This is a genomic window from Pseudomonas sp. AC229 (genome assembly GCF_979254655.1).
In genome coordinates, this window is the sequence record NZ_CEEDHK010000002.1 from 312,757 (window position 1) to 325,443 (window position 12,687).

The 12,687-nt window shown below is 60.1% G+C and carries 13 protein-coding genes and 1 tRNA gene; 8 read left to right on the forward strand and 6 right to left on the reverse strand.

Translation table 11 applies throughout. From position 1 onward, the window contains the following. Positions 1–52: 52 nt before the first annotated feature. From AC0IW7_RS04050 to ychF, 8 genes are all read left to right on the forward strand, one after another. A complete protein-coding gene (locus tag AC0IW7_RS04050; protein ID WP_471815905.1) occupies positions 53–1,780 on the forward strand; it encodes a tetratricopeptide repeat protein in 1,728 nt (575 codons plus the stop codon). Then, positions 1,781–2,398 carry a lipoprotein insertase outer membrane protein LolB gene (gene lolB / locus AC0IW7_RS04055; RefSeq protein ID WP_471815907.1) on the forward strand — a complete coding sequence of 206 codons (618 nt, stop codon included), beginning with the start codon at positions 1,781–1,783 and terminating at the stop codon, positions 2,396–2,398. It begins immediately after the preceding gene. Further along, a complete protein-coding gene (gene ispE / locus AC0IW7_RS04060; RefSeq protein WP_471815909.1) occupies positions 2,398–3,249 on the forward strand; it encodes a 4-(cytidine 5'-diphospho)-2-C-methyl-D-erythritol kinase in 852 nt (283 codons plus the stop codon). The genes lolB and ispE overlap by 1 nt, the downstream gene beginning before the upstream one ends. 33 nt (positions 3,250–3,282) lie before the next feature. Then, a tRNA-Gln gene (locus AC0IW7_RS04065) sits at positions 3,283–3,357 on the forward strand. A 46-nt stretch (positions 3,358–3,403) separates the two neighbouring features. Continuing rightward, positions 3,404–4,345 (forward strand): ribose-phosphate pyrophosphokinase, encoded by a 942-nt coding sequence (locus tag AC0IW7_RS04070; RefSeq protein WP_108098481.1) that lies wholly within the window; start codon positions 3,404–3,406, stop codon positions 4,343–4,345. Positions 4,346–4,472: 127 nt separating this feature from the next. Continuing rightward, positions 4,473–5,084, forward strand: coding sequence for a 50S ribosomal protein L25/general stress protein Ctc (locus AC0IW7_RS04075; protein WP_471815910.1), 612 nt, complete (start codon positions 4,473–4,475; stop codon positions 5,082–5,084). A gap of 31 nt (positions 5,085–5,115) precedes the next feature. After that, positions 5,116–5,700 carry an aminoacyl-tRNA hydrolase gene (gene pth, locus AC0IW7_RS04080; protein ID WP_471815912.1) on the forward strand — a complete coding sequence of 195 codons (585 nt, stop codon included), beginning with the start codon at positions 5,116–5,118 and terminating at the stop codon, positions 5,698–5,700. 40 nt (positions 5,701–5,740) lie between these two features. Continuing rightward, positions 5,741–6,841, forward strand: a complete 1,101-nt coding sequence (gene ychF, locus AC0IW7_RS04085; RefSeq protein WP_463541111.1) for a redox-regulated ATPase YchF — start codon at positions 5,741–5,743, stop codon at positions 6,839–6,841. Between the two features lie 96 nt (positions 6,842–6,937). Here the strand turns inward: ychF and AC0IW7_RS04090 are convergent, their stop codons facing one another. The 6 genes from AC0IW7_RS04090 to tssF form a co-directional block, all read right to left on the reverse strand. Then, on the reverse strand, positions 6,938–7,660 hold the full coding sequence (locus AC0IW7_RS04090) for an acid phosphatase (RefSeq protein ID WP_471815914.1): 723 nt from the start codon (positions 7,658–7,660) through the stop codon (positions 6,938–6,940). Between the two features lie 97 nt (positions 7,661–7,757). Further along, entirely contained in the window at positions 7,758–8,897 is a 1,140-nt protein-coding gene (locus AC0IW7_RS04095) for an OmpA family protein (RefSeq protein WP_471815916.1), read from the reverse strand. Beyond that, complete coding sequence (gene tssE, locus AC0IW7_RS04100; protein WP_471815918.1) at positions 8,894–9,331, reverse strand: type VI secretion system baseplate subunit TssE; 438 nt, start codon at positions 9,329–9,331, stop codon at positions 8,894–8,896. Before tssE ends, AC0IW7_RS04095 begins: the two co-directional genes overlap by 4 nt. 2 nt (positions 9,332–9,333) lie before the next feature. Further along, the gene (gene tssJ, locus AC0IW7_RS04105) at positions 9,334–9,897 is read right to left on the reverse strand and encodes a type VI secretion system lipoprotein TssJ (protein WP_471815920.1); all 564 of its coding nucleotides are present in this window, start codon (positions 9,895–9,897) and stop codon (positions 9,334–9,336) included. Then, a complete protein-coding gene (gene tssG / locus AC0IW7_RS04110; RefSeq protein WP_471815922.1) occupies positions 9,878–10,960 on the reverse strand; it encodes a type VI secretion system baseplate subunit TssG in 1,083 nt (360 codons plus the stop codon). The genes tssJ and tssG overlap by 20 nt, the downstream gene beginning before the upstream one ends. After that, complete coding sequence (tssF, locus tag AC0IW7_RS04115; RefSeq protein ID WP_471815924.1) at positions 10,924–12,687, reverse strand: type VI secretion system baseplate subunit TssF; 1,764 nt, start codon at positions 12,685–12,687, stop codon at positions 10,924–10,926. Before tssF ends, tssG begins: the two co-directional genes overlap by 37 nt.

Here is a 12,687-nt window from a genome sequence, read left to right on the forward strand (position 1 = left end):
CACGGCTTGTGTCATGATGCCCGCACCGCAGGTAAGTCGCCCTTTCCTATATATGAATAAATCGTTGCCATTGTTCGCCGCCGTCTTGTTTCTCGGGGGCTGCGCCAGCCTGAGCCCATCCAAGCAGGATGGCGTACCGCCGGTGGAAGACACCGCGCCGGTCGCCGTTGCCAAGCCTCAGGTGTACGGTTCGTTTAGCGAAGAAACGCTGCTTTCCTTGCTCACCGCCGAGCTTGCCGGGCAACGTAACCGCTTCGACATTGCCCTGGAAAATTACATTCAGCAGGCCAACGAAACCCAAGACGCCGCAGTCGCCGAGCGTGGGTTTCGCATCGCTGAGTACCTGGGCGCCGACGAACCCGCGCTGGAAATGTCGCTGATCTGGGCCAAGAACGCGCCAGAGAACCTTGAAGCGCAACGTGCCGCCGCCATTCAGTTGGCCCGCGCCGGCCGCTACGACGAATCCATGGTGTACATGGAAAAAGTGCTGCAAGGCCAAGGCGACACGCACTTCGATTTCCTTGCCCTCTCCGCTGCCGAAACCGATCCCGACACCCGCGCCGGCTTACAACAAAGCTTCGACCGTTTGCTGGTGAAATACCCGGACAACGGTCAGCTGCTGTTCGGCAAAGCGCTGTTACTGCAGCAAGACGGACACCCCGACACCGCCCTGCAATTGCTGGAAGATCAGAAGGCCGCGACCCATGACGTCGCCCCGCTGCTGCTCCGCGCTCGCCTGCTGCAAAGCATGAAGCGCAGCGACGAAGCCATTCCGCTGTTGGAAAAAGGCATCAAGCAGCACCCGGACGACAAGCGCCTGCGCTTGGCTTATGCGCGCCTTCTGGTCGAACAAAACCGCCTCGATGACGCCAAGGTCGAGTTCGCGTCCCTGGTTCAACAGTTTCCCGATGACGATGACCTGCGTTTCTCGCTGGCGTTGGTGTGCCTGGAAGCCGGGGCTTGGCAGGAAGCGATCGGTTATCTGCAGGACTTGGTTGAACGCGAGAGCCACGTTGATGCCGCTCACTTCAACCTCGGCCGCGCCTACGAAGAACTGAAAGACCCGAACAATGCGGTGCAGGCGTTCAGCCAGGTCGGCCCGGGTAATGACTACCTGCCGGCGCAGCTGCGCCAGGCCAACATTCTGTTCGACACCGGCCGCAGCAGCGAGGCCTCGAAAGTGCTCGCCGAGGCCCGCGAAGCCCAGCCGGACTATGCCATTCAGCTGTACCTGATCGAAGCCGAAGCGCAGTCCAGCCGTCAGCATTACGACGAAGCCTGGGCGGTGATTCAGCGCGCGCTGAAGCAGTACCCGGATGATCTGAACCTGCTCTACACCCGCTCGATGCTGGCCGAAAAGCGCAACGACCTGAAGCAGCTCGAAGCGGACCTTCGCACCATCCTCAGCCGCGAGCCGGACAACTCCATGGCGCTCAACGCGCTGGGCTACACATTGGTCGACCGCACCACCCGCTATGCCGAAGGTCGTGACCTGATTCAAAAAGCTCACAAACTGAGCCCCGACGACCCGGCAATTCTCGACAGCCTGGGTTGGGCCAACTACCGCACCGGCAATCTAGACGAAGCCGAGCGCTTGCTACGTCAGGCGTTGGAGCGTTTCCCCGACGCCGAAGTGGCGGCACATTTGGGCGAAGTGCTGTGGGCCAACGGCAAGCAATCCGAAGCCAAAAAAGTGTGGGCAGCGGCTCAAAAAGAACAGCCTGACAACTCCATCCTGCGCGAAACCCTGTTGCGCCTGACCGGTTCCGAGAAGCTTTAAATGCGTTTGCGCCACCTCATAGTTATCGGCCTGCTTGCTGCACTCAGCGGCTGCGCCGGCCTCACCTCCCATGAATCGCTGGACGGCCAGGGCGACCCGGCCAAATGGCAAGCGCATAAAACGCGCACGGTTGCCCTAAACGGCTGGCAGATAAGCGGCAAGGTCGGCATACGCGCGCCAAAAGATTCAGGTAGCGGCACGCTGTTCTGGCTGCAGCGCCAAGATTATTTCGACATTCGCCTCTCCGGCCCACTGGGTCGCGGCGCTGCACGACTGACAGGCCACGCCGGCGACGTCACGCTGGAGGTAGCCAATCAAGGACGCTACCAAGCAGAAACGCCCGAGGCGCTGCTGGAAGAGCAGCTGGGTTGGAAGCTGCCGATTTCGCACCTGACCTGGTGGGTGCGCGGCCTTCCCGCGCCAGACAGCAAAAGCAGTCTCACGCTCGACAGCGAGAGCCACTTGCAACGTCTGAGTCAGGATGGTTGGCAGGTTGAGTACCTCAGTTATGCCGAGCAAAACGGTTATTGGCTGCCCGAGCGCATGAAGCTGCACGGTCGCGACCTCGACGTCACCTTGGTGATCAAGGACTGGCAGCCGCGCCAGTTGGGCCAGTGATGCCGGCTGCTCGTTTGACCTTGCCGGCCCCGGCAAAACTCAACCTTATGCTGCACATCCTCGGCCGCCGCGCCGACGGCTACCACCAGTTGCAAACCCTGTTTCAGTTTCTCGACTACAGCGATGAGCTGACCTTCGCGCTGCGCGAAGACGGCGAGATTCGCCTGCACACCGACATCGAAGGCGTCCCCCACGACAGCAACCTGATCGTCAAAGCCGCACGCCAATTGCAAAGCAAAAGCGTGTGCTCGCTGGGTGCCGATATCTGGCTGGAAAAACGTCTGCCCATGGGCGGCGGCATTGGCGGCGGCAGTTCCGATGCCGCCACCACATTGCTGGGCCTCAATCATATGTGGCAGCTCGGCTGGAGCCTCGACCAACTCGCCGAATTGGGCGTGAATCTGGGCGCCGATGTGCCCGTATTTGTGAAGGGTCATGCGGCATTTGCAGAAGGCGTTGGCGAGGTGCTGACCCCAGTGGAATTGGACGAACCGTGGTTTCTGGTGGCGATACCGCAAGTATCTGTCAGCACAGCAGAAATTTTCTCAGACCCGGAGTTGACACGCGATACTCCGGCGATTACATTGTCGGCCGTTCTCGAGCGGGGCGGTCGTAATGACTGTCAGTCGGTGGTCGAGAGGCGTTACCCAGATGTTTGTAACGCTTTGATCTTGCTAAACAAATTTGTTTCAGTTAGATTAACCGGCACTGGTTGTTGTGTTTTTGGGAGCTTCCCTAACAAAGCCGAAGCTGATAAAGTCGCGGCCCAACTTCCAGCCTCCCTGCCAGGGTTTGTTGCTAAAGGTTGTAACGTTTCGATGTTGCACCAGCGGTTACAAGCACTGTCCTGAGAAGCGGATGCTAAGCATCCAGTTGCACACTACAGGGGCGTCGCCAAGCGGTAAGGCAGCAGGTTTTGATCCTGCCATGCGTTGGTTCGAATCCAGCCGCCCCTGCCATTTTCTATACTCATCCAGGTATACCCTCAGCCGGCAGGTACTGCGCGTGTCCAAGATGATGGTCTTTACGGGGAATGCTAACCCCGATCTGGCGCGACGTATCGTACGTCAGCTGCATATCCCACTCGGCGATGCCTCCGTTGGAAAATTTTCCGATGGCGAAATCAGCATTGAAATCAACGAAAACGTTCGCGGTAAAGACGTCTTCCTGATCCAGCCGACATGCGCGCCAACCAACGATAACCTGATGGAACTGGTGGTAATGGCCGACGCCTTCCGCCGCTCCTCGGCTACTCGAATCACAGCCGTGATCCCCTACTTCGGTTACGCCCGCCAGGATCGCCGTCCGCGTTCTGCTCGCGTGGCAATCAGCGCCAAAGTGGTGGCTGACATGCTGACCGTCGTCGGTATCGACCGCGTTCTGACTGTTGATTTGCACGCCGACCAGATTCAGGGCTTCTTCGATATTCCGGTAGATAACATCTACGGTTCGCCAGTACTGGTGGACGACATCGAAGACCAACGTTTCGAAAACCTGATGATCGTGTCTCCGGACATTGGCGGTGTAGTGCGTGCTCGCGCTGTCGCCAAATCCTTGGGCGTGGATCTGGCCATCATCGACAAACGTCGTGAGAAGGCCAACCACTCCGAAGTGATGCACATCATTGGTGATGTTGAAGGCCGTACCTGCATCCTCGTGGATGACATGGTCGACACCGCTGGCACACTCTGCCACGCGGCCAAGGCTCTGAAAGAACATGGTGCTGCCAAGGTATTTGCCTATGCAACGCACGCTGTTCTCTCCGGTCGAGCCATCGAGAACATCGAAAATTCCATGCTCGACGAACTGGTGGTGACCAACACCATCCCGTTGTCGGCAGCTGCTCAAGCCTGCAAACGTATCCGTCAATTGGATATCGCGCCGGTAGTGGCTGAGGCGGTACGCCGCATCAGCAATGAAGAATCGATCAGCGCGATGTTCCGCTAAGGGCTAAACCCCTGGCCACATGACGCAGAACGAAAGTGCCCCGCCTCGTGCGGGGCTTTTTGCCTCACCGCCCTCTATTGCCGGTCGCAAGCAATGTAGGCGGGGATGTTTATTTTGGAGATTCACCATGACTGATTTTGCCCTGAATGCTGAAGTGCGTTCCGACCTGGGGAAAGGTGCGAGCCGCCGCCTGCGTCGTCTCGCCGCCCAAGTTCCTGCCGTAGTTTACGGTGGCGACAAAGCCCCTGTTTCCATCACCTTGCTGGCTAAAGAAGTCGCCAAGCTGCTGGAAAACGAAGCTGCCTACAGCCACGTCATCACCCTGACCGTTGGCGGCGCTGCTGAAACTGTAGTGATCAAAGCTCTGCAACGTCACCCGGCCAAAGGTCACGTGATGCACGCTGACTTCGTCCGCGTTGTTGCTGGCCAAAAACTGACCGTCCTCGTTCCATTGCACTTCATCAACCAGGAAACTGCAGTTGGCGTGAAGCAGCAAGGTGGCGAAGTTTCCCACACCGCTGCTGAAGTTGAAGTGTCCTGCGAGGCTAAAGACCTGCCGGAATTCATCAACGTCGACATGGCTAAAGTCGAAATCGGTCAGATCGTTCACCTGTCGGACCTGACTCTGCCAGCTGGCGTTGAACTGGTTGCTCTGGCACACGGCAAAGACTTGCCAGTTGCCAACATCCACGCGTCGCGCGTACCGAAAGAAGATGAAGCAGAAGGCGCAGCCGAGTAATTCTCGCCTCGTCTAAGGAAGGGCTCCTGTCGTGACTGCCGTACAACTGATCGTCGGCCTGGGTAATCCAGGCGCTGAATACGAACAGACCCGGCATAACGCAGGGGCCCTTTTTGTTGAGCGTCTCGCTGCGGCCCAACGGGTCAATCTGGTAGCAGAGCGCAAATTTTTCGGCCTGACGGCGCGTTTCAGCCATCAAGGTCACGATATTCGTCTGTTAATTCCCACTACCTACATGAACCGCAGCGGCCAGGCTGTTGCCGCCATGGCCGGTTTCTACCGCATTCCGGTAGACGCCATTCTGGTAGCCCACGACGAACTCGACATGCCTCCCGGCGTCGCCAAATTCAAACAAGGCGGCGGACACGGCGGGCACAACGGCTTGCGCGACATCATTGCGCAACTCGGCAATCAAAATACCTTTCACCGTTTGCGGCTTGGCATTGGCCACCCCGGTGAAGCCAGCAAGGTATCCGGCTTTGTACTGGGTCGTGCGCCTCGCGCCGAGCAGGACAAACTGGACGCCAGCATCGATTTTGCCCTTGGCGTGATGCCAGAGGTTTACGCCGGGGAATGGAACCGGGCGATGAAGCTCCTGCACAGCCAGAAGGCCTGACCCTTCTTTTTAGCGAATTCACTTCCGCGAGGATTACACCATGGGATTTAACTGCGGCATCGTCGGCCTGCCCAACGTCGGCAAGTCCACCCTGTTCAACGCCCTGACCAAATCCGGTATCGCGGCGGAGAACTTCCCGTTCTGCACCATCGAGCCGAACAGCGGCATCGTGCCCATGCCAGACCCACGTCTTGATGCACTGGCGGCCATCGTCAATCCCAAGCGCATCCTGCCGACCACCATGGAATTCGTCGACATCGCAGGCCTGGTAGCCGGCGCGTCCAAAGGTGAAGGCCTGGGCAACAAATTCCTCGCCAACATTCGCGAGACCGACGCTATTGCCCACGTGGTGCGCTGCTTCGAAGACGACAACGTCATCCACGTTTCCAACAGCGTCGATCCCAAGCGTGACATCGAGATCATCGACCTCGAACTGATCTTCGCCGACCTCGACAGCTGCGAAAAACAGCTGCAGAAAGTCACCCGCAACGCCAAGGGCGGCGACAAAGATGCCGTGGCTCAGAAAGCCTTGCTGGAACAACTGATCAACCACTTCACCGAAGGCAAGCCGGCGCGCAGCCTGATGAAGAACATGAGCAGCGAAGAAAAGCTGATCATCCGTGGCTTCCACCTACTCACCACCAAGCCTGTGATGTACATCGCCAACGTGGCTGAAGACGGCTTCGAGAACAACCCCTTGCTCGACGTGGTGCAAGCCATCGCCAACGAAGAAGGCGCGATCGTGGTACCGGTCTGCAACAAGATCGAAGCGGAAATTGCCGAGCTTGATGACGGCGAAGAAAAAGACATGTTCCTCGAAGCCCTCGGCCTCGAAGAGCCTGGCCTGAATCGCGTGATTCGTGCCGGCTATGAGATGCTGCACCTGCAAACCTACTTCACCGCCGGCGTTGAAGAAGTGCGCGCATGGACCGTTCGCGTGGGTGCCACCGCCCCGCAAGCGGCGGGTGTGATCCACACCGACTTCGAAAAAGGCTTCATCCGCGCCGAAGTGATTGCCTACGACGACTTCATCCAGTTCAAGGGCGAAGCTGGCGCGAAGGAAGCAGGCAAATGGCGCCTGGAAGGCAAGGAGTACATCGTTAAAGACGGTGACGTCATGCACTTCCGCTTCAACGTCTGATCCGCTGAACAAAACCTCTGGGGGCTCGCCTCAGAGGTTTTGTGTTCACTACGCGCGCCGGGTTGTTCCTTGCCGGCACCAAACGCCCCACTTCCCCTACTTCACCTTAAGCGTGGCAAATTCATTTTTTGCCGCACTCAATGCGCGAGTGAACTCACCGTTGGCATGTAAGGCCGCGACTATGGCTGCGCCCATGAGCTGCCCGGCTTGTACGTCGCTCTGCCAATGCGCGCCGCACACGACCCGACTGACGCCAAACTCATGCCCGCGCCGCAGCAGCGCAACCTGACGGGCAGGGTTGATCTCGGCCAGCACCAAGGCAATTGCCCATCCGAACGAGGCATGCCCGGATGGATACGAGCCGGTAGTCGCCATCTTTTTATCACGCTCCGGCGTACACGAAGGCTCTTTGTAAACCACAAAGGGACGAACTCTTTGGTAGCCGTCTTTGGCAGTTCTTACCGCGTAATCTTGACTGTCCTGCAGCACTCCCTGCAAAAGCGCATACAGCTTTGGTGTATGCGCCTGGGAGATTTCCACGCCAAATGCCTCGCTAAATCCAGGACCGAAATTTTCATAACTCGCATCGCGGCTGGCGAGCTCCACGCGTGCAGCGTCGCGCAATACACGTCCCGTTTCATAAGCGGCTTTGTCAGCCTGGAAAGCGACCGTGTTCTCCCCAGGCGGCGCGGGCAAGACGGCCAAGCTATCGGGCGCCGTTTCCGCGCTGAGGAATCCAGCGTGTTCGCTGGCTGATACGTTAAACGCACAAAAAAGAGCGCCGCAAATGGCGGCGGATGTCATCAACGTAAACTTCATAAATTGCGTCCCAACTTAGCCAATAAAAAACGCCGCCGCCTGCGCGGCAGCTAACCCAGCTTGAACATCGCGTTGGCGATAAGCGCGATGCCCAGCATCAAACACCCGACGCGCTCGCTGCCTCGTCTGGCCGAACAGAAGTGCAGGTTCCAGGCCCAGACACCCAGCGGATTTCAACCCGGCGATTGGCCGTCCGCCCGCTCGTTGTTTCATCAGCGTTTACGGGCTGGCTGGCGGCGAGTCCCTGAATGGCCACGCACTCGTCAGCGATGCCCGCCATGCGCTGCAACCAGTCACGCACAGCAGCGGCCCGGGCCAAAGACAGGCGCTGATTAACCTGCGCATCGCCCGATGCGTCGGTGTGGCCAGAGATCATGATCAGCCTGCCCGGCTGAGCCGCAAGGCGCGCCAGTGCGCCAATAAGCGCTTTGGTCGAGTCGGGCCTGAGCTCGGCGCTGCCGGCCGCGAATATCGTCAGCGTCGCCACATGAGCAGAAACCGCCGGCGCATCTGCGGCCAACGGAAAAACGCTGCTCAATTCATCCCCGCTGCGCTTCCCAACCCAGACACTGCCCCACGCCCCTAACCCGAGGATGCAGAGCGCGCCAGCCACTGCCAAAAACCGCGGCAGGCGCGAAGCCTCCGGTTGAAAGCGCATCGGCGACACACCGTCACGAACCGGCGGCGAAGGCGCCGCGAGCATCTGTCGCTGCCCACGGTGTATGGCGCTACGCACCAATTGGCGCAGGCTGTGCAGCGCCACCACGGGAAGCCGCAGCTGGCTGTCCAGGCGCTCATGAAAATTGCCCAGTGCAGTTTCCAGCTCGGCCAGCAGCGGCAAGTCGTGGGCGTGAAAATTCCCAGCGCGTAGCGGCCCCTGCAACTGAGTGAACACCCAGGTAAAAATCTCCAGTTTCGCCTGACCGCCAGGAGGCCAGGCGCGCGAATCGTGCAGGCGCACCACGCCATCCATCAGCGCCACACCTTCAAGCGTCCCCGCGACACCGAAGCGCTGACTGCGCGCCAACGCCAGGCACGCCATCGTCTGAAGGTCGACACCGTTGCGTTGCAGCAACGCCGTGCATAACCGCTCAACCTCCGCCCAGTTCACATCAGGGCGCGCCGGATGGTTGAGCTTGTTCAGCTCCTCGCGCAGCCTGCCGAATTCGGCGCAGGCATGAGGGTCGCCGCCCAAGCGCAACGCGATGTCCGAGAGCGTCGCGTCCACTTCTCTCATTGCACCGCCGCAAAGTGCTGCTTCAAATGCCGCAGCAACACTTTCCCCTCTGGCGCCAACGCCGTACCAAAGGTGGCATGCTGGCCCGATTTCAACCGCACATCCAACGCGTAATCGAGATGCCCGGGGCGACTGGCCGGCAGCAAACGCATGACCACGGTGTCCAGGCGCGGCTCGTACTTGATCAACATCGCCTGCAATCGCCCCACCATGGCATGCGCCGTGCCGGTCACGCCGTGTAGAACCCGGTCCAGATCCGGAACGCCATAGTCCGGCAGGTGGCTGAGCGTTCCGGCGCGGCTGTTGAGCAGGCGCTGCACGTTATCGAGTACGGAAAGAATCACTTGGTCCTGCTCGCGCACCCGGTCCAGCGCCAACTCACCGGAAAAGTTTTGCAGCAGCAGCTCGTACAACGAAGGCCCCAGTTCGTCCACCGTCAGTCCTCCACCGATGCGTGCTGCTTTTTGTTGCGGGCCGCTTCGGCCAAAAAAAGAGTGTTGTCCGCCAACTCAACGATGCGGGCGCGGTCGGGATGCAGCTCATCGCGCGGCACGAGCAAACGCCACGAGTTCTGCTCCAGATCGGGTTGCCGATACAACGCCACAACCGCGACGTACCGCGCCTCGCTGTGCAGAGGTACGCTCAGTTGCGCGCCGCCTCCCGGCTTGATCACCACTGCCTGCTCGTCCACCAGGTCCGCGCTCAACGCCGAAGCTGCGGCGGTTACCATCTGGTCGTAGCTCGCCTGTTCGAACGCGCGGCTATCGCGCAACTGATAAATGCGCACCAGCGTTGCCACCGACAACGCATTCATCTCGGCGGAATCAGTGTTTAACGAGGCCCGGCCAGTGAAGTCCAAACGCAGGGTTTTCACCTGTTTGTAAAACACGGCTTGGGCCGTCGAGGTCGTGCCATCGCCTACTGTTTGCACAAGCCCGCAGCCCCCCAGCGCCAGACTGATGAGCAGTAAAACAGCGCGGCTAAAATCGATAGGCAACATGCGTGCTCTCCCGCTTCAAGGGGTTGCCGTGCAGGCCTTGATACCGGCCCAGACTCACGGTAATCCGCGCCTCGCTATCAGCGCCGCTATCCAGCCGCGCTGTCATCCCAAGGCGCAGCGGTGTTTTGCCCAGCACTGGCTCAGGCAGGCAATTAAGCGGCGCCGACAACTGCAGCGTGGCGCAGCAGCGCCAGCCCAGATAAACGCGCAGCAGCACCATCAAGTCCCGCAGCTGCTGTCCACCCGGCAGCCAGGCAGAGGTCTGGGAAAGGTCTTGGGTGACCAGCGTCAACAACACTTCGCTGTTCACATCGGTACCCACGCCTCCCAACACCACGCTCTGGCTCAGGCTCGGCCGCTGTTGAGCGCAAAGCACCGCCGCCGCTGCCAGCGGCACACGTCGCGGCCAATGAGGCGTTACCCCCACGCCAGTGCCGGGCGCCAGCAGGGTAACCAGCGCCTGCATGCCTTCGGCGTTGCGCGTCGGCAAGCTCATGACGCCAAGCAACGCTAGGAAGCGCGACACCGGCGTGCCGATGCGCTCGGCGGTGCCGGGAATGCCCAGTCCAACCAGGCCTAGCAAACATTGCGAGGTGGCATCGACGCCGCCCGGCTCAAAGGTCGCCGGGTAGGAGTACTTGCGCCAGATTCGGTAAAACTGGGTAAAAATCCGGTGGTTGAACACATCGAGAAACCCTTCAAGGGCCTCGTGCCCCTCCCGTCGTTGCGTTATGTCATCCAGATAAGCCGCCGGCATGGGCGAGTCGACGCCATATAGCCCCATCAACCGCGTACGAACGGTTGCCGGCGCCAGCGGACGGCGCTGGTCAAACTCGATTCCCTTGAGCTCCCCGGCCGGAAAACCCATCCCCGGATCGGGCCGAAAACGCACCGCGTCATCGGCCGGGTTTGCTGTGCTGCCCAGCGGCGGATGGCCAGGCATCGCCAGCTCCAGCATCTGGCACAGGCGATACAAGCTGGCTTCAGCGACGCGACCTTGCAGGGCCGGCAGCAAACCGCTGCGTTTCAGCCGGGAATACGCAGACTGTGGTTCTCGTTCCATCGCAGGCACTTACCGGTGGGTTGAAGGATCAGCGTGAGCTGGTTGAACAGATGAACGTCGGCATACAGCGCGAAGAAACGGCTGAGCAATTCGCCGAACAGATGGATGTCGCCGTCGCCGCAAAAACCCTGGGCATCCAGCGTTACTTCGATGTCCACGCCACGCAGCAGAAAGCCGCGTTCAAAGCGCTGGATCAGGTGATGACGCACCTCGACTATCGCCTCCAGTCGCCTTCGGTTCAGTTCGCTTTGGCTCCAGTCATAAAGCGCCAGCGTGCCGCGCAGCACTTCGGCGCTGTCGAGCATCGACAAAAAGTTAGAGCCCAGATGGCTCAGCACGCGCCAATGGAAGCGGTCACGGTTCGGCGGATAACACGGCTGCGTGAGCGCACATAAATTGCGCGCGCGAATGGGCGTCTGGGTGGTTTGTACGACCGTATCGAGCAAGGCGCTTTGCAAGGCTTTGCGCGGCAGTTGCCCATTGGTGCCGGTCAAGCGCATCGACAGACTGCCCTGCTCATCCCGGCAATCAGTGGCAAACCCCTCGCCGCCCAGAATCAGCCAGGTATCGTGCAGCCCGTTCGCGCCGCGCTTGAGTCGGGTGTGGAAAAAGCGCTCCGGCGCTTCATCCCGCAGCATGCCGCCCTTGTGCCTGAAACTGGTAAACGGCACGTACGCGCGGTGTTCTGCATCACGGGAGGAACTCACCTCGTCCACCGAATAAATCTCGGTATGGCCGTCCTGCAGCCGCATCGGCCGCAGCAGGTAGTCGCTTTGCAGCGGCGCCAGCGACAGCGGATCGGCCTCCAGGGCAAACAGGTTGATGACCGGCACGCAATGCAGACGCAGGTGCTCGGCATTCAGCGCGAATTGCTGCGGCCACTGCTCAGCCAGCACGACATCCAATTCAAACCCGCGCACGCTGGCGGCGAGCGTCAGTTGCTCGAGACCGCACAGGGTCACGAACATAAATTTTTCACGGAAACTGAAGTACTCAAGCAGCAGCTGGTAGCCACTGAACGAAGCATCGCCTTTAGGCCATAGGCGGTCGGAAGCGCTAAACCCTTTGGGCTTGAAATGCACATCCAGCGCCGTGCGATCCGTTTGCCCCGCTAGCCGCACATACACCGTTTGCGCGTGCAATGTCAGCGCCTGATGCAGCGCGCAGGCAAGCGGCGAGTCGGCATTCAGATACACCGGCAAGCGGCTCAGATCGACCTGCGTCCAGTCCGCCAACGCCCCGCAGCTGAATCGCAGCCGCAGAACCGAACGGCCATCGGCCTCATGGCCCAGGCGCAGCGACTCCAGCGCAATCGGCTGCAAGGCAACGGGCTCGGTCGTGGTATAGCGGCAGCGCGTGCGTTGCGGCCCGACCGGCCGCGACAACACTTCAAAGCCGCGCGCGATGGTTTCGCTGCTCGCCATCTGCGCCACGTCCGGCGCCAGTTCCACTACCGACAGGGACGGAATGGTGCGCAAGTAATGCGGCCATAACAGACTGACCAGCCCCTCGGTCATTTCCGGCAAGTCGTCGTCGATCTTTTCGCGCAGGCGCCCCATTAGAAAGGCGAACCCTTCAAACAGCCGCTCCACGTAAGGATCGCGCGCGCCCGGCTTATCCAGATTGAGGTGCGCGGCACGATCAGGGAACGCCTCGGCGAACTCCTTGCCGGCCTCACGCAGGTAACGCATTTCAGCTTCGAAATAGTGCAGGGTCAGGTTGTCCAT

Coding starts and splice junctions, on each gene's coding strand:
- tssG (WP_471815922.1), bottom strand. CDS start 10,960: ATGGAACGAGAACCACAGTCTGCGTATTCCCGGCTGAAACGCAGCGGT.
- AC0IW7_RS04075 (WP_471815910.1), top strand. CDS start 4,473: ATGACTGATTTTGCCCTGAATGCTGAAGTGCGTTCCGACCTGGGGAAA.
- AC0IW7_RS04050 (WP_471815905.1), top strand. CDS start 53: ATGAATAAATCGTTGCCATTGTTCGCCGCCGTCTTGTTTCTCGGGGGC.
- ispE (WP_471815909.1), top strand. CDS start 2,398: ATGCCGGCTGCTCGTTTGACCTTGCCGGCCCCGGCAAAACTCAACCTT.
- AC0IW7_RS04090 (WP_471815914.1), bottom strand. CDS start 7,660: ATGAAGTTTACGTTGATGACATCCGCCGCCATTTGCGGCGCTCTTTTT.
- lolB (WP_471815907.1), top strand. CDS start 1,781: ATGCGTTTGCGCCACCTCATAGTTATCGGCCTGCTTGCTGCACTCAGC.
- tssF (WP_471815924.1), bottom strand. CDS start 12,687: ATGGACAACCTGACCCTGCACTATTTCGAAGCTGAAATGCGTTACCTG.
- AC0IW7_RS04095 (WP_471815916.1), bottom strand. CDS start 8,897: ATGAGAGAAGTGGACGCGACGCTCTCGGACATCGCGTTGCGCTTGGGC.
- tssJ (WP_471815920.1), bottom strand. CDS start 9,897: ATGTTGCCTATCGATTTTAGCCGCGCTGTTTTACTGCTCATCAGTCTG.
- ychF (WP_463541111.1), top strand. CDS start 5,741: ATGGGATTTAACTGCGGCATCGTCGGCCTGCCCAACGTCGGCAAGTCC.